Raw genomic sequence first — 25,240 nt, 5'->3', positions numbered from 1 at the left:
CATCGATAGGCATGAACGCTAAAATTATTTCATTTCAGTGATTTAGATCGATTTTTGGCGGATATTATTCCCACTCGATCGTACCCGGAGGCTTCGAAGTCACGTCATAGACTACGCGATTGATACCGCGTACTTCATTGATAATACGGGTAGCCGCATTTCCAAGGAAGTTCATGTCGTAGTGGTAGAAGTCAGCAGTCATGCCATCAACCGAAGTCACTGCACGCAGTGCACAGACGAATTCATAGGTACGGCCGTCACCCATAACGCCAACGGTCTGAACCGGAAGCAGAACGGCAAAAGCCTGCCAGATAGCGTCGTAAAGGCCAGCCTTGCGGATTTCATCAAGATAGATCGCATCTGCTTCGCGCAGGATTTCAAGCTTTTCGCGCGTGATGCCGCCCGGGCAACGGATCGCAAGACCCGGACCGGGGAACGGATGACGTCCGATGAAGCTGTCAGGAAGACCCAGTTCCTTGCCCAATACGCGCACTTCGTCCTTGAAGAGTTCGCGCAGAGGCTCGACCAGCTGCATGTTCATGCGCTCTGGCAAACCGCCAACATTGTGGTGCGATTTGATCGTGACTGAAGGACCACCCGTAAACGAGACACTTTCGATAACGTCCGGATATAACGTACCCTGCGCAAGGAAGTCTGCGCCGCCGAGCTTTTTCGCTTCTTCTTCGAAAACTTCGATGAACAAACGCCCAATGGTCTTACGCTTCTTTTCCGGATCGCTTTCGCCTTCGAGAGCGCTAATGAAGCGGTCCTGCGCGTTCACGAGGATCAGCGGCAGGTTATAATGCTCCTTGAACATGGCCACCACATCGGCAGCCTCGTTCTTGCGCATCAGGCCGTGGTCCACGAGGATACAGGTCAGCTGATCGCCAACTGCTTCGTGGATCAGGAGAGCGGCAACTGAGGAGTCAACGCCGCCAGAGAGAGCGCAAATGACCTTGCCCTTGCCGACCTGCTTGCGAATGGCGTCAACTGCCTGTTCGCGATAGGCAGACATGGTCCAGTCAGGCTTGATGCCGACGATGTTGTGAACGAAATTCTGAAGCAGCTTTGCACCATCTGGCGTGTGCACCACTTCCGGGTGGAACTGAACTGCGAAATACTTACGCTTTTCATCCGAAATTGCTGCGAAAGGTGCATTTGGCGACGTGCCAATAACCTTGAAACCTTCAGGAAGCGCTGTAACGCGGTCGCCGTGGCTCATCCAGACCTGATGACGCGTGCCTTTGGCCCATATGCCAGCGAACAGTGCGCTGTCTTCCTGAACTTCGAGGAACGCGCGGCCGAATTCACGGTCGTGACCGCTTTCGACCTTGCCACCCAGCTGGGCGCACATGGTCTGCTCGCCATAGCAAATGCCAAGAACGGGAATGCCCGCCTCGAAAATTGCCTGCGGCGCGCGCGGACTGCCGATGTCCGTTGTCGAGTGTGGACTACCCGACAGGATCACAGCCTTCGGATTGATGCGCTTATAGGCATCTTCCGCCGACTGGAACGGAACGATTTCGGAATAGACTCCGGCTTCACGTACGCGGCGTGCAATCAGCTGCGTGACTTGGCTGCCAAAGTCGACGATAAGGATAGTGTCAGGATGTGCCGTGGTGCTCATGCGGAGCATCTAGATAAAAAGCGGCCAAAATGCAATGGAAGAAGTGCCACGTTTCAACAATCCAACAGAGAAACTTAGCCTATACTGACATATCCCTGTCAGGAAGTATCAGGGTGCCGTCCAAAATCGCCGCTTCCAGCTCTTCAACCGCACTTGCGAGCTTCTCGTCGATAACATGGAGATACTCGGTCCAGTCGCCCACCTGCTGCAATTCTCGTACGCCGTCGGAAATGCCACGCAGGCCAATCAGAGTGATGCCGTATGCCTGACATGCACGCAGGCAGGCGTACGTCTCCATATCCACCATATCGGTATCAATTGTATCATAGGCTTTTCCGGAGACGATATTCGCACCGGATGAAAGCGACGCACTGGGAAGACCCGGCACCAGACACGGCAAATCAAGGGTTCTCGGCAAGTCCAGAAATGGTGTGCAGCCTTTTTCAAAGCCTAAGGGTGAAGCGTCCATATCGCGGTAAGCGACCGATGAGACCTGATAGATTTCAGTCTGCGGAAGTGTCGCGGATCCAGCTGAGCCAAGCGAGACGATCAGATCGGGCAATTCGCCCTGCTGTTCGAATAGGGTGAGAACGCGCGTCAGATTGATTGCAGCTTCGACCGGACCGACACCGATCATAAATGGCGAGAAAAGCGAACTCAGATATGGACCATATTCCGCTTCTGTCGCCATGACATAAAGAAGACGTTTTCCTGCAATGGTTTTGATCATCCCTGCAGGCCCTTACGATCCTGAACAACCATCATCGTGCCAGTCATGGTCGCAATAAGACGCACTTCTGTGTCTGTCACAGCGAAAGCCTGACCATCGCTGACCATAATCGTCCGACCGGGCTTGGTAACCTCGCCGCGAAACAGAAAACGGTCACCTTTACCTGGGGCCAACAGATTGACCTTGAACTCGATTGTAAGCACCGCAGCATCAGTCGGCATAAGACTAAGGGCTGCATACCCGCAGGCAGAGTCCAATGCCGCAGAAATGATGCCCGCATGGAGAATACCGTGCTGCTGTGTCAGCTCTTCGCGAAACGGCATTTCGACTTCAACAATGCCTGGCTCACAGCGCGTGAGTTCCGCGCCGATCAATTTCATGGCCGCCTGGCGGCCAAAACTCTCTTCAACGCGCTCTTTAAAATCAGGCTCGGCAATTCTGTGCGCTGGCATAAAGTTCCCTGAGATTAGCCTCGTTTTTGTAGAACGCTCACATAAAACCCATCGGTATCCGTTGACAATGGAGAAAATACGCTGCCGCGCGCAGGATACACCGGCGCAACCGCACCGGCTTCCGGAACTACCCTGTTCCAGAGTTCCGACGGGGCAATTTCCGAATAGTTGCTGTTCTCAGAAAGGAAGCGCTCAACCTGTCGTGTATTTTCTTCGTCAAATAGCGAACAGGTCACATAAACCAGTCGTCCGCCCGGCTTCACGTAATGCTTGGCTGCTTCCAACACTTCCTGTTGGTCCTGCACACGACGTTCAAGCTGCTGATCATTGAGACGCCATTTTGCATCCGGTCTGCGTCGCCACGTGCCCGAACCGGTGCATGGAGCGTCGGTCAGCACAAGGTCCATACGCTCGATAAGCGGCGCGAGTGCATCGAGATTGCCGTGAACCTGCGTGTTGCGAACGCCCGCTCTCTGCAATCTGTCATGCATTGGCGAAAGCCGCGCGCGTTCGGCATCATAAGCGTGAACCTGTCCGCTATTGTGCATAGCGGCAGCCAGCGCCAGCGTCTTACCGCCCGCACCCGCACAATAATCCAGCACCTGCTCTCCGGGCTGCGCACCTGCAAACAGGGCAGCCAGCTGTGATCCCAGATCCTGCACCTCAAACCAGCCGTCAAGAAAGGACTGATCGGTCTGCACATTGGGATGACGTCCAAGCGCTTCAATCGGCGGAATACGCAAGGCCTGATCAAGGAACGGTGCCTTTGCAACGCCCGCCTTTTCAAGGGCCTGGAGCGTGGCTTCAGGCGTGGCTTTCAGCAGGTTCACTCTGAGATCGACTGGTGGGCGTGTGGCAAGGGCTGCGGCCTCTTCCACCCATCGTTCACCAAACAGCGCTTCAAATGACGGGACGCACCATTCGGGCACATCGGCTTTCACAAATGCTGGTGCTGCAGAAAGATCGCGACTGGCCCAGGCTTCGCGACGTGCGGTTTCCAGAGGTTCAGGGGCAAATTTATCGCCTTCAAGCGTGGCATCAATGGCTGCGAAATCCATGCCACCTTCGGAGACCAGCGCGCCATGGGCCAATGCACGTGCATCATCCGCATCCATGCGCCACGCAATGGATAGTTTGCGGCGAAGCGCATCATAAACAATATTGCCGATAACAGCACGATCGCCAGCACCGGCAAAGCGATGCGATGCACCCCAATCCTTCAGCGCATCGGAAGCCGGGCGCTTGCCCGCTTCAATATCGTTCAGAACCTCAATCGCCGCCTGAAGGCGTCCGCCAAGCCGCATTACCACTCCTTCACATCTTAAGTGTCGGGCATAGCCTTCCTTGATGGGAAAAGGCAATCGGCAATTAGAGCGCGGTGTATTTTATCATGCCGCAATTGATCCCCTCAAAAGCAAAAAGCCGGAACAATCGTCCCGGCCTTTTAAATGGTTGCTAAGTCGCTTACTCAGCCGCTGCGGTCGACTCTTCTTCAAGAGCGATCGTATTGGCCTCATAGCCATGCGCATCTTTCAATGCTTTGCGAACACCAGCTTCATAATCAGGGTGCGCAAGCTTGAAATGAGCGAGTTGACGCTCGACGATGAAGCCCGGAACACCGGTCATTGCCGCCGCAATATTCGAGAACAGGCGCGCTTTCTGCCCATCGTCGAACAGATTGAACAGGGCACGCGGCTGCGAGTAATCATCGTTGCCGATACGATGATTGTACCGATCGGCGTTACCAGTAATCCGCAGCGGCGGTTCCTTGGCCGTTGGTTGCTCAACCGGACCATTGAACGAGTTTGGCTCGTAATAGGCATCGGGGTTACCCGTCGCAATACCGCCAAAAGTGTTCATCTGACCATCGCGATGGTAGTGGTGCACTGGGCATTTCGGCTGGTTGACCGGAAGGTTCTCATAATGCGTACCAAGGCGATGACGATGCGCATCGGCATAAGAGAACAGGCGTGCCTGCAGCATCTTATCTGGCGAATAGCTGACACCCGGCACGATGTTTGATGGCGAAAACGCAGCATTTTCAATCTCGGTGAAGTAATTTTCCGCATTGCGGTTGAGTTCCATCACGCCAATATCGATCGGCGGATAGTCGGCATGCGGCCACACTTTGGTGAGATCGAAGGGGTTATAAGGCGTCTTGTCAGCATCAAGTTCAGGCATGATTTGCACCTGAACTTTCCACTTCGGGAACTCGCCCTTGTCGATGGAAGTGAACAGATCTTCCTGCGTGGATTCACGTGTACGGCCGATCACGCGCTCAGCTTCATCATTGGTCCAGTGCTTGTGACCCTGCAAGGTCTTGAAGTGGAACTTGACCCAATAACGCTCGCCAGCATCATTCCAGAATGAATAGGTATGCGAGCCATAGCCGTTGATATGGCGTACATCCGTTGGAAGACCACGATCCGACATCAGGATCGTCACCTGATGCAGGCTTTCCGGCGAAAGCGACCAGAAATCCCACATAGCGGTCGCCGAACGCAGGTTGGTCTTTGGATGACGCTTCTGGGTGTGAATGAAGTCCGGGAACTTCAGCGGATCACGCACGAAGAAAACTGGCGTGTTGTTGCCAACCAGATCCCAATTGCCTTCTTCGGTGTAGAACTTCAATGCAAAGCCGCGCACATCGCGCTCGGCATCAGCTGCACCCTGCTCACCGGCAACAGTCGAGAAGCGAGCCAGCATTGGGGTTTTGGCACCCGGCTGCAGCGCCTTGGCCTTGGTGTATTTAGAAATATCGCCAGTAATTGTCAGCGTGCCGAATGCACCCCAACCCTTGGCGTGAACGACGCGCTCAGGAATACGCTCACGGTTCTGGTGCGACAGCTTTTCAATCAGCTGATAGTCCTGCAACAGAACAGGACCGCGCTCACCAGCGGTAAGGGAATTCTGGTTATCCGGGATTGGCGCACCAGCGCTTGTAGTCATAATCGGACGGTCTGCCATGGGAATTTCCCTCCTAAAATAAATTGGTCTATCCAGCAATCAGCCTGGCTTTTGGCGCGACATAGCCCTGCTATGCCCCACTCTCGCTGGGTAACGAAAACAGTTTAGACTTGTTCCAATAATAATCTCCAATTGCTTTTTGTGTTATTATTGATAGGATTTTCTTATCATGTTTACGATCAGACAAATGCGCTACTTCGATGCACTTGCCAGCACGCTACATTTTAGAAAAGCCGCTGAGCTCGCGCATATCTCTCAGCCTGCCCTCTCGGCACAGATTGCTGAAATGGAAGCCGTCGCTGGCGCGCCACTATTCGAGCGCTCGCAACGCAAAGTCATCATGACAGAGCTTGGTCGGGAGTTGCTTCCCGGCATCAGAACGATTCTCAAAGAGCTTCACGCGCTGGAGGAAATCTCGGCACAAAGCAAAGGCTTGCTGCAAACCCAGTTGCGCCTTGGGATTATTCCGACCGTTGCACCTTATGTCGTGCCCCATCTCATTCCACTACTCAGAGACCGGCATCCGTCTTTCCGTCTGCAACTGCGCGAAAGTGTAACAGCAAAACTACTTGATGAACTTCATGCTGGTGAAATCGACGCTATCGTTGCGGCACTTCCAATCGCAGATGAGCGACTTGCGCATGAAAAACTGTTCGACGACCGCTTTCTGATAGCCACTTCAAGCAATGACCAGACGATACTCTCCTCACCCATGACACAGGATAGTGTGGTGCTGGATCGTTTGCTGTTACTGGAAGAAGGCCATTGCATGCGCGATCAGGCGCTGGCGGTCTGCTCATTGCCGTCGAAGCGACAGCTGGTGAAATATGGCGCGACCAGCATGACGACACTGCTGCAAATGGTGAGCCATGGCATGGGCCTGACACTGATCCCGGAAATTGCCGTTCGTGCCGAGGCACGCAGCAATCACATGCGCATCGTTCCGTTTGAAGGTGAACAGCCCAAACGGGAAATAGCACTTTTGTGGCGAAGGCAAAGTAAGCGCCGTAAAGATTTTCATGCTCTTGCCGAATGCATCGTCGAAAGCGCCAGCAATCTCCTCATCAGCGATGATGAATTACCGTCGCTTGCAAAATAAAAAGGCGACCCGAAGGCCGCCTTGGTATTATATCTTGCACCATCCAGTGGATATTACATGCCGCCCGGATAATTCGGGCTTTCACGAGTGATTGCCACACCATGGGAATGGCTTTCACGCAAGCCCGCATTGGAAATGCGCACGAAGGTCGCTTTATCGCGGAACTCTTCGAGTGTCTTCGCGCCGACATAACCCATGGAAGCGCGCAGGCCACCGGCAAGCTGATGCAGAACGGCTGAGATCGGGCCCTTGTAAGCGACCTGACCTTCGATGCCTTCAGGTACCAGCTTCAGCTCGTCACGCACTTCCGCCTGGAAATAGCGATCTGCCGAACCACGAGCCATTGCACCGACTGAGCCCATACCACGGTAGGATTTGAACGAACGACCCTGATGCAGATAAACTTCGCCCGGGCTTTCTTCCGTACCCGCCAGAAGCGAGCCTGCCATAGCTGCGACCGCTCCGGCAGCAAGCGCTTTGGCGAAATCGCCGGAGAACTTGATGCCACCATCGGCGATTACCGGAATGTTGTGCTTGTGAGCTGCTTCAACCGCCGACATGATTGCGGAAAGCTGCGGAACGCCAACGCCTGCAACAATACGCGTCGTGCAGATCGAACCCGGTCCGATACCAACCTTGACGGCATCCGCACCCGCATCAATAAGCGCCTGCGTACCACCAGCGGTGGCAACATTGCCTGCGAGAATAGCGACATTCGGATAGGCCTTCTTGATGCGTGCAACCGCATCAAGAACACGCTGCGAATGACCATGCGCCGTATCAACCACGAGAAGATCAACGCCTGCATCAATCAAACGTTCGGCACGCTCATAGCCGTCTTCACCAACGCTCGTGGCAGCAGCGGCACGCAGACGACCCTGTGCATCCTTGGCCGCATTTGGATTAAGCTGCGACTTCTCAATGTCCTTAACCGTGATGAGGCCAACACAGCGGCCTTTATCGTCAACAACCAGCAGCTTCTCAATACGGTGTGCATGCAGCAAGCGCTTGGCTTCATCCTGCTGCACGTTTTCACGCACAGTGATGAGGTTTTCGCGCGTCATCAGTTCATAGATTTTCTGTGCCGGATCAGAAGCAAAGCGCACATCGCGATTGGTCAAAATGCCGACCAGACGCCCCGGGCCCTTGGTTGCATTTTCAACGACCGGAATACCCGAAATGCCATGTGCTTTCATAAGCGCCTGCGCGTCGGCAAGTGTCGCATCTGGTCCGATTGTGACAGGGTTTACCACCATGCCGGATTCAAACTTCTTGACCTGACGGACTTCCTCGGCCTGGCGCTCAGGTGTCAGATTACGGTGAATAACACCAATGCCGCCCGACTGCGCCATGGCGATGGCCAAACGCGATTCTGTTACGGTGTCCATTGCAGCGGAAAGCAGGGGCAGGTTAAGCTCGATATCCTTGGCAATACGTGTGCGCAGATCGACCTGTCCGGGCATCACCTCGGAATGACCCGGCTGCAAAAGCACATCATCGAAGGTGAGAGCGAGCGCGCCAGTGGAAGATTCCACGATTTTTGCCATTGCCAATTCCTTTACCGGTTTTACCGAATGAGAAAAGCCGCCTCTCCGGTAAACATCCGGGAGCAGCGACTAGACTGGGTTTCGTGTTGAATTGGCACCGGCTGGTAACATGGTTATGACTGCTTGGAAAGTCTTTTGCGGACAAGTTTCAGTTACTGATAACGATTTTCATGATAAATCGCCCGCATACTTTGTGTAATTGGCCCAAAGGGGGCACAATGCGTAAATCATATCAACGCGTTCCACTCATTCGCCGTTCACGGGCAATGTGGATGTCTCCACGTTTGTGGAAGCCTCGGCTCGTTTTCTGGTGCGGGGCGATCGCAATTGGCCTTATCAGCGTCGCCTTTGCAGAAGCCGCAGATATTGCACAGGACTGGTTCAAGAGATTGACCGATGGTTCTGCCAGCCCATGGCGGGCCTGGTTGCCCCTCATCATCACACCACTTGGTTTCATGCTGTGTTCCTGGATCGCAATCGCCTGTTTCCCCGGCTCCGGCGGCAGCGGTATCCCGCAGGCGATTGCTGCCCGTCACCTGAACAATCATGAAGACAGGACGTTGCTGCTCTCGTTGAAGATTGCATTTGGTAAGATCGTTCTGACCATCGTGGGCCTTTTTTCAGGCGCGTCCATCGGGCGTGAAGGCCCCACCGTGCAGATCGGCGCATCGATCATGCTGTTATCGGCACGCATCGGCAGCATGGAGCAAGCGCGCGGACTCATTCTGGCAGGCTCAGCAGCCGGCATTGCCGCAGCCTTCAATACACCGCTTGCGGGCATCGTGTTCGCCATCGAAGAAATGGGGCGTGCCTATGCGGCGCGAACCAACGGTCTGGTTCTCTCGGCAGTCATCCTTGCAGGTCTCGCCTCACTCGGCCTCGTCGGCAATTATAATTATTTCGGCCTGACGACTGTAACCGTTACAACCCATATGGATTGGGTTCTGGTGATTGGCTGCGGTGTGATCGGCGGCGCATTCGGCGCTGCATTCAGCGCGCTCGCACTCAACCTGACAAATCGTGTACGCCGCCGCGTGCAGAAAGCTCCGCTTCGGGATACGGTACTGATAGCAGGCGCTTGTGGTCTGGTGATTGCCATCATCGGCATTGCATCAGGTGGAGCAACTTTTGGCACCGGATATGATCAAGCGCGTAGCGCCGTGGAAGGTCTGCCGCTGTCTCCATTCTACTTCGTAGAGAAATTTATTGCAGGGCTTCTCTCTATGGTGTCCGGTATTCCCGGCGGCATATTTGCACCATCCCTATCCGTTGGCGCTGGACTTGGCAGCACCATAGGACTGCTTCTGGGGACCAGCATCAGTCTCGCAGCTGTTCTGGGTATGGCGGGCTATTTTGCCGGCGTTGTGCAGGCACCCATGACTGCATTTGTCATCATTCTGGAAATGACCGGCAACCACAACAATGTCATTCCGCTGATGTGTGCATCGATGCTGGGATATGGCACCGCGCGCCTCATCTCACATGAGCCGCTCTATCACGCCTTGTCGCGAACATTCGTGGCAGATGTCTTGCGCCAGCGTCGCGCAAGGGAAAAGAATATATCGTCTGAATAAACAATCATCTTTGGGGGAGGACATACCTATGGATCGAAGAACATTCGCAAAATCGCTTGCGGGGTTGGGGACAATACCCTTCTTAGTCGGTTCGGCAACAGCAGCACAAAGGGGAGAAGAAAGCATGCTGGAATTGATGGGCGGAAGCATTACCGATGTGCCGGGAATGAAACTCGGGCATCACACGCTGACCAAGCGCCCCACCGGCTGCACCGTTTTGCTTTGCGAAGAAGGAGCAACCGCAGGTGTTGATGTGCGTGGCTCTGCACCCGGCACGCGCGAGACTGATCTTCTTGATCCAATGAATTATGTTCAACAGGTACAAGCAATTCTGTTGTCCGGCGGCAGCGCCTATGGCCTGAGTGCTGCGACCGGTGTGATGCGCTATCTCGAAGAAAACAACCTGGGTTTCAAGATCGGCAAGGGTGTTGTTCCGATTGTGCCTGCCGCGATCCTGATGGATCTTGGCGTTGGAGATTTTTCCGTTCGCCCCGATGAAGAAGCCGGATATCTGGCGTGTAAGGCAGCAAAAGCCGAAGCCTCCGGCGAAGGTAATATTGGCGCAGGTGCCGGTGCAACTGTCGGCAAAATGTTTGGCATGGAATATGCGATGAAGGGTGGCCTTGGCACAGCGAGCTACAAGGTTCCCGGAACAGACGTCGTGGTTGGCGCCATCGTTGCCGTAAACGCTGTGGGTGATGTTTACGCCCCCAACTCGCAGCAGATATTGGCGGGCGCGCGTAACGAAGACGGCAAAGGCTTCCGCAACATCATGGACTCGCTCATGCAGGGCCGCAATGTCGTCAAGTCTGGCGGGGCCAACACGACCATCGGCGCCATTGCAACCAATGTTCCGTTCAACAAGGCTGAGCTCAAAAAGATCGCTGGCATGGCGCATGACGGTTTTGCCCGTTCGATTAACCCCATCCACACAATGTGGGATGGCGATACGATCTTTGCGCTCTCGACAGGCAAGGCAGAAGGTGTTGAAGCTGATGTAACTGCCATTGGTGCTATTGCCGCAACTGTGATGGCTCATGCCGTTGCCCGTGCGGTGATGCAAGCTGAAAGTCTGCCAGACCTGAACCTGCCCGCCCATCGGGACTATGTTTAGAGTATTTGAGCCAAAAATAAGAACCGGCTTTGCGTTCGGAAAAGTGTAAAGACAAATAGATAGAGCGGTTCCAACGATTTGATATCAACTGGAACCGCCCTACTCGGAAAGTTCTCGATAACCACATAAACACGCAGCGATTGAAACGATCCGTAATATACGCGATATGAGAAGCGGCTCTTACAGAGCCTGATATTGGAATTAGAGCGCCGCGCGCCTTGTTGGGCGCACAAAGATCGTTCTGGTAGTCTAAACAATGCACTAAATTGATTTTCATTGGAAAACAGGTCGGACACAGCATGACAGTCAATTCCCTCAAATTCGGTACAAGCGGTCTCAGAGGGCTAGCGACCGAGCTTAACGGATTGCCTGCTTATGCCTATTCGCTGGCATTTGTGCATATGCTGAAATCGAGGGGCAGCCTGAACGCAGGCGACAAGGTGTTTGTCGGTCAGGATTTGCGACCATCGAGTCCTGATATCGCAGCGCTTGTAATGGGCGCGATTGAAGATGCAGGCTTCACATCTGTTGATTGCGGTGTATTACCCACACCCGCTCTGAGCTATTATGCCATGGCGCAAAATGCGCCATGTATCATGATCACCGGCAGTCATATCCCGGATGATCGCAATGGATTGAAGTTCTATCGCGCCGATGGCGAGATCGATAAGGATGATGAAGCCGCAATAAATGCGGCTTATGCTGCCCTCCCGTCTGATATTTCATCACGGAAAGCAGTTGGCTTGTCCGTAAGCGACAGCGCAATCAACGCCTATGCTGAGCGCTACATCGAGCTTTTTGGCAGTGGCAGCCTCACAGGACTGAAAATCGGCATCTATCAACATTCATCGGTGGCGCGCGACCTTCTCACCAAAATCCTTGGCGCACTTGGTGCGGAAACGGTAGCACTTGGCCGCTCCGATATTTTTGTGCCTGTCGACACAGAGGCGCTACGCCCGGAAGATATTCGCCTTCTTGCCGAATGGGCGCAGCAGGACCGTTTTGACGCCATCGTCTCAACCGACGGCGATGCAGACCGCCCTCTCATTGCAGACGAGCATGGGCATTTCGTGCGCGGCGATCTTGTGGGTGCCATCACATCTGCCTGGGTCGGTGCCGATGTCATCGTCACGCCAGTCACATCCAATGCAGCACTTGAAGAATGTGGGAAGTTTACCCGCGTTCTACGCACGCGCGTTGGCTCGCCATATGTGATTGCGGGCATGCAACAAGCTCTCAACGAAAACGCAAAAAGCGTGGTTGGATTTGAAGCCAATGGCGGGGTGCTTCTCGGCAGCACCATCGACAAGGATGGTCGACAACTATCCGCTTTGCCTACACGCGACGCGCTTCTGCCAATTCTTGCCTGCCTGAGCACGATCAAGCAAACGCAAACGCCGCTGTCCGAAATCGCGCACAGCTATGGTTTTCGAATTGCATTGAGCGACCGTTTGCAGAATGTGCCGCAAGAAAAGAGCACCGCATTTCTGTCAGTCATCACGCAGGAAGACGCACGCATTCAGCTTTTCCCAGCGACTGACACCGTTATACGGTTCGAAACAATCGATGGCGTAAAGCTGTTCTTCAAATCAGGGAATGCCGTGCATTATCGCGCGTCAGGAAATGCACCCGAACTGCGCTGCTATGTCGAAGCCGCCAGCGAAGCTCAGGCCAATGAATTATTGACAATGGGACTCGAAATCGCCCGTAACGCAACGAAGGATGCCACCAGCAAATGAGCTTTATCCCGGTTATCATCAGCGGCGGTTCTGGTTCCAGACTTTGGCCGCTTTCGCGCGACGCCCATCCAAAACCGTTCATCGAACTGCCAGACGGCGGCACGCTGATCGGCAAGACCTATGCACGCGCTTCGCACCTTCAGGATGCCGATCAGATTCTCACTGTCACAAACCGCGATTTCCTGTTTCTGACGCTTGATGCCTATGCAGACGCTAAGACGGATACCTCTGCGCGCAAAATCGACAATACATTCCTTCTTGAACCGGTGGGCCGCGATACGGCACCCGCAGTGGCGTTGGCTGCGCTTCAAGCAGCATCGACCTATGGCGCTGACGCGACTTTGCTCGTCATGCCAGCGGATCATCTGATCGAAGATGAAGCCGCTTTCGCAGATGCTGTACTGGAAGCACGCAAACTTGCCGATGCTGGCCGCATCGTCACTTTCGGCATCGTTCCTGATCATCCGGAGACCGGTTTCGGCTACATCGAAGTCGATGGCACGGACGTTCTGCGCTTTGTCGAAAAGCCTGATGCAGCCACCGCACAGACCTATGTTGAGAGCGGCCGCTATTATTGGAATTCCGGCATGTTCTGCTTCAAGGCTCTAACGATGATCGACGCCATGCAGCGCCACGCACCGGAAGTGTTGATCGGCGCCAGATCAGCCCTCGAGCATTCGCGTCGTGGTGTGAACGGCGAAACCAGAACGCTGGAAATTGCCAAGGATCAGTTTGCGGCAACACCTGCTATTTCCATCGACTATGCCGTCATGGAAAAGGCAGACAACATCGCCTGCATCCCTGTTTCCTGTGGCTGGTCCGATATTGGTTCGTGGGCAGCAATGGCAGACCTGATCGAGCCGGATGCTGACGGCAATCGGCTGCGTGGCGAAACGGTCCTCGAAGAAACAACCGACAGCTTTGTTCTTTCGGAAACGCGCCTCGTCAGTCTCGTTGGCGTTCACGATCTTCTGGTTGTCGATACACCGGATGCCCTGCTTGTCGCCCATCGCGATAAGGCACAGGATGTGCGCAAGGTCTTCAACAAGTTGCGTGCTCAAGGCCACGAAGCGGCCAAATTGCACCGCACCGCTCACCGTCCATGGGGCACTTATACAGTGCTGGAAGAAGGCGATGGCTTCAAGATCAAACGTATCGAGGTCAAGCCCGGTCGCCGTCTAAGCTTGCAGGCACATCATCACCGTTCCGAACACTGGATTGTGGTTTCCGGCACGGCAAAGGTCGTCAATGGCGAGCGGGAAATCCTGCTCACCAACAATCAATCGACCTATATCCCTTGCGGCTTCAAGCACCGTCTAGAAAATCCTGGCATTCTTCCGCTTGTCCTGATTGAAGTACAAAGCGGCGAATATCTCGGTGAAGACGACATCGTTCGTTACGATGATATTTATGGGCGCACCTGATCCTGCAACGAAGAAGCGAATTGTGATCTGGATCATCGATAAATGGCGGTTTTTAGCAATCGCGAATCCGCTATAGTTGTGTCATGACGATCCAGCACCTAAGCGAAACCATTATCAACCAGATTGCCGCTGGCGAGGTGATTGAACGCCCTGCCAGCGTGATCAAGGAACTTGTCGAAAACGCAATCGATGCTGGCGCAACCCGTATTGAGGTTGTGACCGCTGGCGGCGGCAAGACGCTTCTGCGCGTGACCGACAATGGTTCGGGCATTCCTTCCAATGAGCTGCCACTCGCCGTTTCACGCCATTGCACGTCCAAGCTCACCGACGATGTGAATGATATTCGCGCGCTGGGTTTTCGCGGCGAAGCGTTGCCATCCATCGGCTCAGTTTCAAAACTCACGCTGAAATCACGTCCGCAGGACGCCGAGTCCGGCTTTGAAGTAGTGGTCAATGGCGGGCATCTTGATGGCCCTCGCCCGGCGGCGCTTAATCGCGGCACCATTGCCGAAGTACGCGACCTCTTTTACGCGACGCCTGCGCGCCTTAAGTTCATGAAAACGGATCGCGCCGAAGCAACCGCCATCACCGATATCGTCAAAAGGATTGCAATCGCCTTCCCGCAGGTTCGGTTTTCGTTAGCAGGCACGGATCGAACTCCGCTGGAACTTCCGGCCACAGGGAGCGGTGTAGACGCGACCCTTGAACGTATCGGCCAGATACTCGGCAAGGAGTTTTCGGATAATGCGCTGCATATTGATGCCGAGCGCGATGGTGTGCGACTTGCAGGCTTTGCTGGCATCCCATCATTTAACCGAGGCAATGCACTGCATCAATTTGCATATGTGAATGGCCGTCCTGTTCGCGACAAACAGATTTTCGGAGCGCTACGCGGGGCATATTCCGATGTCATTGCACGTGACCGCCATCCGGTGGCAGTGCTGTTTCTGACGCTCGATCCCTCTTTGGTCGATGTGAATGTGCATCCCGCCAAAGCAGATGTCCGCTTCCGCGATCCAGGCCTTGTGCGTGGTCTTATTGTCGGCGCCATCAAGCAAGCGCTTGCACAATCGGGCATACGCCCGGCAACAAGCGGCGCAGAAGCCATGCTGCAAGCGTTCCGGGCTGAAGGATTTCAACCGCGCGCCTCTACCGGCAATTACGCGGCTCCTGCGTGGCGACCAGCGACACCATCCGCGCCACGTACAGAATGGTCGCCGCAAACGGCACACCCGGCACATAAGCCACTAAGTTTTGATAGCCCGCTTGCCTTTCATGAAGACGAGCAGGCAACGATTGTAACAATTCCTGCAGCCGATGCACGCGCCACCATCGCGGAAGCCTCTGTCGAAACGATGCAGAAGCCGCTTGGCGCTGCGCGCGCACAAATCCACGAAAATTACATCGTCGCGCAGACAGAAGACAGTCTGGTGATCGTAGACCAGCACGCAGCGCACGAGCGCCTCGTCTATGAAGCGCTGAAGAATGCGCTCCATTCTCGCCCGATACCGGGGCAGATGCTGCTGATTCCCGAAATTGTTGACCTGCCGGAAGAAGATGCAGAGCGACTCACTGCCCATTCTGAAACGCTGGCACGATTCGGCCTTGGTATTGAACAGTTTGGTCCCGGCGCAATTGCGGTGCGCGAAACACCAGCCATGCTTGGCGAGATGAACGTGCAGCAGCTTATCCGCGATTTAGCCGATGAAGTTGCGGAGCACGACACATCCGATGGTCTCAAAGCAATGTTGAACCATGTCGCTGCCACCATGGCCTGCCACGGTTCAGTGCGTTCGGGTCGACGGCTTAAACCTGAAGAAATGAATGCGCTTTTGCGTGATATGGAGGCGACGCCCGGCTCCGGTACATGCAATCATGGACGCCCGACCTATATTGAGCTGAAGTTGACCGACATTGAACGATTGTTTGGTCGGCGCTAACCATAGGCTCAAGCATGTCGCAGTTAAATGGATTCATTGAACGTTCGCGAACATGCGACAATTAAAAGAATCTAGAGCGAGCGCCATGGGTGCGATTAAACGCGACACGCTCTGGACGAAGCATTCGCTGCTTGATAGATTCTGGTATCAAGGAATTACACAATGAACAAATTTGAATCACCTCGCTCATCAGAAGCTGTCCTGCGTTATCTCGACGGCGATTTTGAAATCGTAAAGCACGGCTCTTTTGTCCTGTGTGCCGTGACAGGCGCACCTATTCCGCTCGACGAGCTGAAATACTGGAGTGTTGCGCGCCAGGAAGCCTATGCGTCGGGGTTGATTTCATACGAACGCGAGCTTGCACTCAATCCGGAATTGCGGAGCCGCAAGAAGGCTTAGAGGCTGACAATGAGCGGACTTTGTACCGCTCGACCGCCATATCGAGAATATGGCCCAGCGCGTCCTTGCGCTCAAATTGCAAATCAACATCGAGTACGGCCAGTTCGCGCATAAACTCACTCGGCACGTCACTCATAGTCACAAGACGAACATGGTCCTTGGCAGTCGTAATAAGACCCGTTCCAAGCCGGTTCGCTGTTTCAATAAGTTTGCGAATATCATCAGGCTGATAGCTATAATGGTCCGGGAAGGTTTGACTTTCCACAATCTCACCGCCAGCCTCCCGCACACTTGCAAAGAACTTGGCAGGGTTGCCAATTCCCGCAAATGCCAGCCAGCGATTGCCTGCAACAGCTGAAGAAGACGAAGGCACCAGTTTTGCCTCGTAAATGGCGCGTCCGGCACGCGATGCCTGCCGCACCACGAAATCGGCAGCACTGCCCTTGCCAATGCGCAGCAGAGCATCAGTCTTGCGCATCTGGTCAGTCAATGGCGCGCGCAAGGGGCCTGCGGGAATCACCCGACCGTTGCCTACGCCACGTGTCGAATCGACCACCAGCAGTGAAAAATCGGCATGCAGCCGTGCGCTCTGGAAACCATCATCCATGATGATAAAGTCGCAACCGCGCTGGCGTAGTTCCCATGCAGACTTCAGGCGATCCGGGCAAAGCGCGACCGGTGCGTGACGCGCAAGCAGCAGCGGTTCGTCGCCCACATGACGGGCGCTGTCAATGGACGGATCGACAATATGCAAACCTTTGTAATTGCCGCCATAACCACGTGAAACAATACCGGGCTGTAAGCCGCGTGCCTTGGCAGCCTTAGCAAAGGCAATAGCAGTCGGGGTTTTGCCTGCGCCGCCAACGGTAAAATTACCGATACATAGAACGGGGGCCGCTATTTTGGGCGGCTCCGCTTTGAGAAGCCGTCGGCCAGCAACAGCACCATAGACCCATGAGAGAGGTGCAAGCCCATAAGCGCGCCAGTCAGGCTTTTCCCACCAGAAGGGTGGTGCCTCGCTCGCCATTCAGACACCGCCGTTGATAAAGGTCGCTTCGCTGCGGTTCCCTGGCAACTGCGCCTGCAAGACCAGCGGTTGAATGAACGGCTCCAGCGAATTCAACGTGCGATCCAGCGCGCCGCGCATATCCTTTACCGTATTTGCACCGGCAGTGATCATCGCGCGCAGATGCTGCGGATTATTGAAGAGAAAATTGATCGCGCCAGCGAGCATGTTGCGATCCTTCACCACGCGCGCGCCGCCATTCTTGATAAGCCGCTGGAAGGATTCACGGAAATTCTGGACATTCTTACCTGTCAGAACTGCTGTGCCCATCATGGCCGGTTCAAGCGGGTTATGCCCGCCTTCCTTGGTCAGCGAATTGCCAATGAAGGCGATCTCGGTGAGCTGGAGATAAAGCCCCATCTCGCCAATCGTATCACCAAGCAGAATATCGGTATCCGCTTCAATAACGTCTCCGCGGCTGCGTGCAGCCACCTTCAATCCCTTTTCGCCAAGCATGGCTTCAATGGCGGGAGCGCGGTTTGGATGACGCGGAACGATGATTGTGACCAGACGCGGATAACGTACCTTCAGCATCTGATGCACTTCTGCCGCTATCTCTTCTTCACCATCGTGGGTAGAGATTGCAGCCCATGTACGACGCCCGGCAATTTGGCGCTGCATGGTTGCCAGCGCCTGCGGATCGGCTGGTGCCGGGGCCGTATCAACCTTGAGATTACCTGAAACGCTGACCGGCCTTGCCCCAAGAGCCCGAAATCGATCGCCATCCAGCTCGGACTGCGCAATCACATGTGCGAAGTTTTCAAACAGCGCTTCCGCCAGTTCAGGGCGCTTCTGCCATGAGGCAAAAGAGCGATCAGACAGACGCCCATTGACCAGCACATGCGGAATATGCCGTGCGCCGAGCGAAAGCACGGTGGCTGGCCAAATCTCGGATTCACAGCCTATCGCCAGATCCGGCTTCCAGTGATCAAGGAAGTTATTGACTGCCGGTTGCAGATCAAGCGGCGCATATTGATGGATAACCTGATTGCCCAGCTGATCGGCAACGAGTTTCGCCGATGTCACTGTTCCGGTCGTCATAACGATGTGGATACCAGTGGCTGCAATGCTTTCGATCAGCGGCGCAATGGCAACCGATTCCCCAACGCTTGCAGCATGAGCCCATATAACAGGACCTTGTGGGCGCGCTATCGAGGTTTTCCCGTAGCGCTCACCGCGCCGGACGCGTTCTTCCTTGCCACGCGATGCACGATAGGAAATGTAAGCGCCAATGAAGGGATAGGCTGCAGAGCCGAGCATACGATAGGCCGACAACATGTTTCGTGCCCAACGTTCACTCATTTGCCTACCTCCAACGCCGCATAAGCCTTGGTCGTCGCATCATTGAGTTGGCGCGTCAATTCCATGCGCTTTTCTTCCAGTTGTGCCTCATCGGCATTTTCATCCACCCAGACCGGCTCTCCGCAGACAATTATCGAGCGGCCGAATGGCAACGGAATTGTGGTCTTGTCCCATGTCTTATGCAAAACATGATTCCGCGAAAAAGCATACGCAAAAGGCATAATTGGTCGACCCGATAATTTGGCCAGCAAAATAATTCCTTCGCCCGCTTCACGCGCTTTGCCATGGGCAATATCAGCAATCATCGATGCCGACTGTCCCTTTTTCAGGGCATTCTTCAACGTTAAAAGCGCACGCGCTCCGCCTTTTCTGGCAGAATTGCCTTCACCACGCCCACCAGAGCCACGCACTGTGATGAAACCAAACTTCTCGGCAATGCGTGCATTGAGTTCCGCATCGGCACTGCGCGAAAACATGGCCACAACTTCCAGATCATGCGGACGCACCACCGCAGCCATAATGTGCTGGCCGTGCCAGAACGTTATGATTGAGGGACTGTTTTCGCGCAAAAGGGTCTTGATATCAGCAGATCCCTTGAGACGTGGATTAGTCAGATGCACAAATTTCAGATAGCTGGAAATCAACTGCACCAGCACGGATTGTAAGAAAGCCGAACGCGCAAGTGGCCCGCGAATGCGGCGCCACATACGCTTGGCAAATCCATCCGAGCGGCTGCGCGCATCGGCTTTCGATACGCCTTTTTCCTTTGCCATCTGATCTTTGTGCGAAGCAGACAAAAGCGCTTATTCCGCCTTCAGGTCCACGCCTTCCGGATCAAGCAAGCGATGCAGATGCACAATGAAGTAACGCATATGCGCGTTATCGACTGTCTGTTGCGCCTTGGACTTCCAAGCCGTCTTGGCAGTCTCATAATCGGGATAGATACCAACGACATCTAGATTATCGAGATCGCGAAACTGGATGGTTCCGAGCTTTTTCAGCTCACCGCCAAATACCAGATGAAGAAGCTGCTTTTTGTCGCCTTCGGCACTCATGACAATATCCCTTGAACAAAAACGCGTTCGACCTGACAAAATCAAATCGCGCATCTCAACATGTTTATCTAACGCACATCTTAGTCCTGAAACCGCTTCACACGTTTCGGGATGCACTTATTCCGGTTCGCAGCATGATTAACTCAATGGCCAGTCCGCGACAACACTCAACATTTCCTGCAGGAGGTTTCCACTGGAAGCAACCAGCGCACCATGTTGCAGTGTAGGTCCACCATAAATGAGAGGCTGAGCGTCCTGGGTCAAGAGCGCTCCGCCCGACTCACTCAGGATGAGATCGGCTGCAGCCAAGTCCCAATCATGCGAATTTGGCCGAATGAAGGTGCCGGCAATATCACCACGTGCCACCATTGCAATACGATAGGCGAGCGATGGCACATAAGGGTGCACCGTCACACGGTCGCGCCAGCCTTCAGGCAAAACATCAACCATTCGCTTTGCCGAAGCCATCGAGATTTTTTCGCCCGGTGGAGGCAAGCGGGTTTGAATGGGCATGCCATTTTGCGATGCACCAAAACCTTTTCCAGCCTCAATAACTTCGTTGACCACAGGACATTGCAAAACACCGGCAATCGGTTTGCCGTCTTCCACAATAGCCACGCTCACGCACCACTGGGACTGGCCATTAATAAAGCCGCGTGTACCGTCAATAGGATCGATAACAAACGCGCGACGGCGCTGGGCTGCCGCTCTGTCATCCGTCGTTTCTTCCGAAATCCAGCCATAATCAGGCCGTGCATCAAGCAGCACTTCCTTCAGATAGTTATCGACCGCGAAATCGGCTTCACTGACGGGCGACTGTCCATCCTTCAACCAGACTTCCGGCGATTGGCCGAAATAGCGCATAGCGATACGGCCAGCCTCACGTGCTGCATTGCGCAGAAGTTCAAGCTCGTTCTGGATATCTTTGCGTTTCTCAATTTCCGGCAAGGGTCATGCCTTCAATCACAAGTGTTGGAGCCGTCATGCCAAAATTCCGGTCAATATCGGAAGCAGGCGTCATATTGAGGAACATGTCCCTGAGGTTAGAAGCAATCGTCACCTCGCTTACAGGATAAGCAAGCTCCCCGTTTTCAATCCAGAACCCGGAAGCACCACGGCTATATTGACCCGTGATCATATCAACACCCTGCCCGAATACTTCCGTCACGTAAAAACCAGTACCGACGGAACGGATCAGTGATTCCGGTGTTTCCACCCCCGGTTCAATAGCAAAGTTAGTTGAAGCTGGTGAGACACCTGAACCTGAACGCACACCACGTCCATTGCCAATCAACCCCAGTTCCCGTGCACTCGAACCTGACAGAAGCCATTGCTGCAACACGCCATCTTCAACCATCGTCAGAGGCTGGCCTTCGATGCCCTCGCCATCAAATGGACGCGACGATGATCCACGAATGCGCAATGGATCATCGGTAACATTGATCCCGGCCTTCAAAATCTGTTTGCCAAGGCTGTCGCGCAGAAAACTGGTCTTGCGTGCAACAGAGGCGCCATTGATTGCGCTTGCGAGATGGCCCGCAATACCCCGCGCCAGACGTGGATCAAAAACGACCGTAACCGGACCCGTCTTGGCTTGGCGTGCACCCAGACGACGCACGGCACGCTCACCGGCGCGTCTGCCGATATTTTCAGGTGTGTCGAGATCCGCAAAATGAAGGCGTGAGCTGAAATCATAATCGCGCTCCATCTTGGTCCCCTCGCCTGCAATTGCAGACACCGAACGACCGAAACGCGTTGCAGCATACTCACCCGAAAAGCCCGATGATGTGACCAGCACCAGACCACCCATGCTGCGTGAAGCACCTGCACCGCCGGAGTTGCTCACACCTTGCACAGCACGTGCCGCAGCTTCCGTGGCCAGTGCGTCTTCGGTAAGACGCGCCGTATCGATTTCAATCGCATCGAAGAGATCGAGATCGCGGGGCGCTTTCACCAGCAAAGCCGGATCGGCCAGTTGCTCATACGGATCTTCCGGAGCAACCCGCGCCATGGCAACCGCACGCTCAGCTAATTTGTTGGGATCGCTTCCAGCATTGGCAGAAACACTGGCGATACGTCGCCCAACGAACACCCGAAGAGAAAAATCATCACTCTCGGACGATTCGGTTCCCTCAACCTTGCCAAGCCGAACAGAGACGCTGACCGAGCGCGCGCGGATCACAACCGCGTCAGCATGATCGGCCCCCGCACGCTTTGCAGCAGCCACCAGCTGCGCTGCGCGATCAACCAGTTTCTCCGACGAATTATCTGAAATCATTACATAATCCAAGACTATAGGGGCAAAACGGCACCAGACTGGCAACCACGAGATATAACCAACCGTAATGGGAATTTGCGAAAAAATATCGTCAAATTATTCGACATCGGGCTGATTAGAGCCATATCTTGTTTCTATATTGCCGAAATCCGGGGGCTTCAAGGCAAGCCTGCCACATTCTTCACATTTCAAGAGCACAACATGGTCGCAACTGGCGGAAGTCTTTACTTACAGGCGCTGATGATTCTGGGTGGTGCGATCATCGCTGCGCCCTTATTCAAACGCCTTGGCCTTGGCACCGTTCTGGGCTATCTCGCCGCCGGAATTGCGATCGGTCCCGTTGCACGCCTTATCTCGGAAGGCGAGGAACTGCTGCATTTTTCGGAGCTCGGCGTCGTCTTCCTATTGTTTATAATCGGACTTGAACTGAAGCCATCGCGGCTCTGGTCGTTGCGCCATGCAATTTTCGGCCTGGGTGCTGCTCAAGTCTTGCTTACAGGCTCGGCATTGGCAGCCCTGGGCGTCTATCTTGCCGGGCTGGAGACGAATGCGGCAATCATCATCGGCTTCGGCCTGGCGCTGTCCTCAACGGCATTTGCCATGCAGGTGTTGGAAGATCGCGCGGAGACTAACCAGAAGCACGGGCAGCGTGCCTTCGCTATCCTGCTGTTTCAGGACCTCGCCATTGTTCCTATTCTGGCAATCATTCCGGCACTGTCTCCCAATGAACCTTCACAGGCCAGTGCGGGCTTTCATCTGGCGACAGCCATTGCCGCGATTATCGCACTGGTGATTGCCGGACGCTATCTCATCAATCCGATGTTCCGTATCATTGCCAATACCGGCGCACGTGAAGTGATGATCGCCGCTGCCCTTTTTGTGGTGCTGGGTTCAGCCAGTCTTTTACAGGCAGCAGGGCTATCCATGGCAATGGGTGCATTCATTGCAGGCGTGCTGCTGGCCGAATCGTCTTACAGACATGAGCTTGAAGCAGATATCGAACCTTTCCGCGGAATTTTCCTCGGCCTGTTTTTCGTGGCTGTCGGGCTTTCGCTCAATCTGACTGTGATCCTGCAATACTGGCAGACCATTCTGATGGCGGTGCCGATCTTCATGATCGTCAAGGCGGCGATTATCTATGTGCTGTGCCGCATCTTCCGCTCGAACCATAATGATTCAATCCGCGTTGCATTTCTGCTTCCACAGGGCGGCGAGTTTGCGTTTGTGCTGTTTTCCGCAGCTGCTGCCGCTGCTGTCATTTCAAGCGCGTTAAGCTCAGAGCTTGTCGCCGCCGTCACAGTTTCGATGGCACTGACACCGCTTTCTGTAGCCATTGGCTCAAAGCTGCTGATCAAAGACAAGACCGAAGACGTCATCGAAGAAAACTTCGAAGGCGCTGGCGCAGATGTTCTGATGATCGGCTTTTCGCGTTACGGACAAATTTCCGCTCAGATCCTGCTTGCCGGTGGCATCGATGTGACGGTGATCGACAACTCACCGAACCGCGTGCGTGCAGCCGGAAAATTCGGTTTCCGCATCTATTTCGGCGACGGCACGCGCAAAGACGTGCTCGAAGCTGCGGGCATCCGCAAAGCCAAGATTGTCGCCGTGTGCACGCATAAGAAGGAAATCACCAACCGGATCGTTAATCTGATCCAGTCGGAATTTCCCGACGTACGTCTTTTTGTGCGTTCTTATGACCGTGAACATACGCTGCAACTTCGCGCTCAAGGCGTTGAATATGAACTGCGTGAAACTTTCGAATCCGGTCTCTTGTTCGGTCAGCGCACGCTCGAAGGTCTGGGGCTTTCGGAAGCCAACGCCTATGCCATCTGCGAAGATGTGCGTCAGCGCGATGAAGATCGTTTGCACGTACAAGCGTCGGAAGGAATCATGGCAGGACGGCATCTGCTCTTCAACAAGCCCGTCACGCCTGAGCCTCTGGTTAAACCACAACGCGAAGGTCAGCGCATTGACAAAGCAGGCGACGGCATCGATGCGGTTGCCAATCTCGACGAAGGTACGGCCTCGGCCGCAGTTGCCGCTGAATAGGATCAGGAAGCGGCAGCGGCGGGCTTGCCACTTAGAACTGTATCGAGGGCAAGTTTCAACTCTTCGCGAATGTCTGCACTCTGCGACAGAATCTGCTCGAACTTCAGAAAATCGAGCAGGCCGATTCTCTCGACATTGGGGCGAAGGAAAATATGCGGCGGGCGATTGCGGAACTTGTTCTCGATGATCGAACACATGGTAAGCTGGTTGGCACCCATGACAGCTTCAATGGTGGTTGGCATATAGTCGTCGGGCCCAACAGGGGCACCAACAACATCGATACCGATCACGATATCCGCTTTGTCGAAGAGCAGATCGAATGGCACCGGATTGAGCAATCCGCCATCCACCAGAATACGTCCATTGCGACGCACCGGTCTGAAAACCGGCGGAATAGCGCAGGAAGCCGCAATGGCTGAGCGTAGATCGCCTTGTTCGATATTAAGCTCAGTGGCTGCATGAAAATCCGAAGCGGTAATGCTCATCGGGATTTTCAGCTCTTCCACATTTTCGGGCAGTGCCGCCGGTAAAAAGACGTCCAATATCTTTTCGATGTTGAACTGGCTGACACGGAAACCGCCTTTCAGCAGCTCCACCCAACGTTCAGGACGCGCCTGCCACATACGGCGGGCAACTTCCGCACGACGATTAAAAATCGCCGCCATATATTCGTGAATTTCCTTGCCGCTCATGCCGTTCGCCATTCCAGCACCGACAATCGAGCCAATGGATGAACCGGCAATTGCTACTGGCTTTATACCCAGTTCGTCCAACACTTCGACAATGTGGATATGAGCTATACCGCGAGCACCGCCGCCGCCAAAGGCGACGGCGATACGTGGTGATGTCGGTACGGTTATATCCATGAAACTTTC

21 protein-coding genes are annotated in these 25,240 nt (G+C 54.4%); 8 read left to right on the top strand and 13 right to left on the bottom strand.

The features are described from left to right. Positions 1-64: 64 nt before the first annotated feature. From guaA to katA, 5 genes are all read right to left on the bottom strand, one after another. Positions 65-1,627 (bottom strand): glutamine-hydrolyzing GMP synthase, encoded by a 1,563-nt coding sequence (gene guaA, locus ACSME1_RS15105; RefSeq protein WP_024897770.1) that lies wholly within the window; start codon positions 1,625-1,627, stop codon positions 65-67. 79 nt (positions 1,628-1,706) lie between these two features. Beyond that, the gene (locus ACSME1_RS15100) at positions 1,707-2,357 is read right to left on the bottom strand and encodes a 5'-methylthioadenosine/S-adenosylhomocysteine nucleosidase (RefSeq protein WP_024897769.1); all 651 of its coding nucleotides are present in this window, start codon (positions 2,355-2,357) and stop codon (positions 1,707-1,709) included. Further along, a complete protein-coding gene (locus tag ACSME1_RS15095; RefSeq protein ID WP_024897768.1) occupies positions 2,354-2,809 on the bottom strand; it encodes a PaaI family thioesterase in 456 nt (151 codons plus the stop codon). Before ACSME1_RS15095 ends, ACSME1_RS15100 begins: the two co-directional genes overlap by 4 nt. Positions 2,810-2,823: 14 nt before the next feature. Further along, entirely contained in the window at positions 2,824-4,113 is a 1,290-nt protein-coding gene (locus tag ACSME1_RS15090) for an RsmB/NOP family class I SAM-dependent RNA methyltransferase (protein ID WP_100557748.1), read from the bottom strand. Between the two features lie 160 nt (positions 4,114-4,273). Continuing rightward, positions 4,274-5,776, bottom strand: coding sequence for a catalase KatA (gene katA / locus ACSME1_RS15085; protein ID WP_100557747.1), 1,503 nt, complete (start codon positions 5,774-5,776; stop codon positions 4,274-4,276). Between the two features lie 169 nt (positions 5,777-5,945). On the opposite strand from katA, the gene ACSME1_RS15080 reads away from it, so the two are divergent. After that, positions 5,946-6,875, top strand: coding sequence for a hydrogen peroxide-inducible genes activator (locus ACSME1_RS15080; RefSeq protein WP_105707881.1), 930 nt, complete (start codon positions 5,946-5,948; stop codon positions 6,873-6,875). 53 nt (positions 6,876-6,928) lie between these two features. Here ACSME1_RS15080 and guaB read toward each other — a convergent pair whose 3' ends face one another. Further along, on the bottom strand, positions 6,929-8,422 hold the full coding sequence (guaB, locus tag ACSME1_RS15075; RefSeq protein WP_024897764.1) for an IMP dehydrogenase: 1,494 nt from the start codon (positions 8,420-8,422) through the stop codon (positions 6,929-6,931). Positions 8,423-8,640: 218 nt separating this feature from the next. Between guaB and ACSME1_RS15070 the strand changes: the two genes are divergently transcribed. The 6 genes from ACSME1_RS15070 (at position 8,641) to ACSME1_RS15045 (ending at position 16,612) form a co-directional block, all read left to right on the top strand. Then, on the top strand, positions 8,641-9,996 hold the full coding sequence (locus tag ACSME1_RS15070; protein ID WP_024897763.1) for a chloride channel protein: 1,356 nt from the start codon (positions 8,641-8,643) through the stop codon (positions 9,994-9,996). Positions 9,997-10,024: 28 nt separating this feature from the next. Further along, entirely contained in the window at positions 10,025-11,110 is a 1,086-nt protein-coding gene (locus ACSME1_RS15065) for a P1 family peptidase (protein WP_024897762.1), read from the top strand. 299 nt (positions 11,111-11,409) lie between these two features. Next, the gene (locus ACSME1_RS15060; RefSeq protein WP_435655442.1) at positions 11,410-12,849 is read left to right on the top strand and encodes a phosphomannomutase; all 1,440 of its coding nucleotides are present in this window, start codon (positions 11,410-11,412) and stop codon (positions 12,847-12,849) included. Continuing rightward, entirely contained in the window at positions 12,846-14,273 is a 1,428-nt protein-coding gene (locus ACSME1_RS15055; protein WP_024897760.1) for a mannose-1-phosphate guanylyltransferase/mannose-6-phosphate isomerase, read from the top strand. Before ACSME1_RS15060 ends, ACSME1_RS15055 begins: the two co-directional genes overlap by 4 nt. A gap of 83 nt (positions 14,274-14,356) precedes the next feature. Continuing rightward, the gene (mutL, locus tag ACSME1_RS15050; protein ID WP_105707884.1) at positions 14,357-16,213 is read left to right on the top strand and encodes a DNA mismatch repair endonuclease MutL; all 1,857 of its coding nucleotides are present in this window, start codon (positions 14,357-14,359) and stop codon (positions 16,211-16,213) included. A gap of 162 nt (positions 16,214-16,375) precedes the next feature. Next, positions 16,376-16,612, top strand: coding sequence for a DUF2093 domain-containing protein (locus ACSME1_RS15045; RefSeq protein ID WP_024897758.1), 237 nt, complete (start codon positions 16,376-16,378; stop codon positions 16,610-16,612). On the opposite strand, the gene lpxK is transcribed toward ACSME1_RS15045, so the two are convergent. The 6 genes from lpxK to ACSME1_RS15015 form a co-directional block, all read right to left on the bottom strand. Next, positions 16,578-17,639 carry a tetraacyldisaccharide 4'-kinase gene (gene lpxK / locus ACSME1_RS15040; protein ID WP_105707886.1) on the bottom strand — a complete coding sequence of 354 codons (1,062 nt, stop codon included), beginning with the start codon at positions 17,637-17,639 and terminating at the stop codon, positions 16,578-16,580. The two genes, ACSME1_RS15045 and lpxK, sit on opposite strands and share 35 nt — an antisense overlap. Next, positions 17,640-18,980, bottom strand: coding sequence for a lipid IV(A) 3-deoxy-D-manno-octulosonic acid transferase (waaA, locus tag ACSME1_RS15035; protein ID WP_105707887.1), 1,341 nt, complete (start codon positions 18,978-18,980; stop codon positions 17,640-17,642). Next, complete coding sequence (locus ACSME1_RS15030) at positions 18,977-19,753, bottom strand: lysophospholipid acyltransferase family protein (RefSeq protein ID WP_105707913.1); 777 nt, start codon at positions 19,751-19,753, stop codon at positions 18,977-18,979. The genes waaA and ACSME1_RS15030 overlap by 4 nt, the downstream gene beginning before the upstream one ends. Positions 19,754-19,783: 30 nt before the next feature. Then, positions 19,784-20,035 (bottom strand): DUF4170 domain-containing protein, encoded by a 252-nt coding sequence (locus ACSME1_RS15025; RefSeq protein ID WP_024897754.1) that lies wholly within the window; start codon positions 20,033-20,035, stop codon positions 19,784-19,786. Between the two features lie 138 nt (positions 20,036-20,173). Next, positions 20,174-20,983, bottom strand: a complete 810-nt coding sequence (locus ACSME1_RS15020) for a 3'(2'),5'-bisphosphate nucleotidase CysQ (RefSeq protein WP_024897753.1) — start codon at positions 20,981-20,983, stop codon at positions 20,174-20,176. Further along, positions 20,970-22,313, bottom strand: a complete 1,344-nt coding sequence (locus ACSME1_RS15015) for a TldD/PmbA family protein (RefSeq protein WP_100557740.1) — start codon at positions 22,311-22,313, stop codon at positions 20,970-20,972. The genes ACSME1_RS15020 and ACSME1_RS15015 overlap by 14 nt, the downstream gene beginning before the upstream one ends. A gap of 201 nt (positions 22,314-22,514) precedes the next feature. On the opposite strand from ACSME1_RS15015, the gene ACSME1_RS15010 reads away from it, so the two are divergent. Next, the gene (locus ACSME1_RS15010; RefSeq protein WP_105707888.1) at positions 22,515-24,365 is read left to right on the top strand and encodes a monovalent cation:proton antiporter-2 (CPA2) family protein; all 1,851 of its coding nucleotides are present in this window, start codon (positions 22,515-22,517) and stop codon (positions 24,363-24,365) included. Between the two features lie 2 nt (positions 24,366-24,367). Here ACSME1_RS15010 and ACSME1_RS15005 read toward each other — a convergent pair whose 3' ends face one another. Continuing rightward, positions 24,368-25,231 carry a patatin-like phospholipase family protein gene (locus ACSME1_RS15005; RefSeq protein ID WP_024897750.1) on the bottom strand — a complete coding sequence of 288 codons (864 nt, stop codon included), beginning with the start codon at positions 25,229-25,231 and terminating at the stop codon, positions 24,368-24,370. Positions 25,232-25,240 lie beyond the last annotated feature (9 nt).

It is taken from the genome of Brucella pituitosa (assembly GCF_965577835.1).
Classification (GTDB): Bacteria; Pseudomonadota; Alphaproteobacteria; order Rhizobiales; family Rhizobiaceae; genus Brucella; species Brucella pituitosa.
The sequence above is the reverse complement of the archived record's forward strand: the minus strand, read 5'-3'. Positions and strand labels throughout refer to the sequence as shown.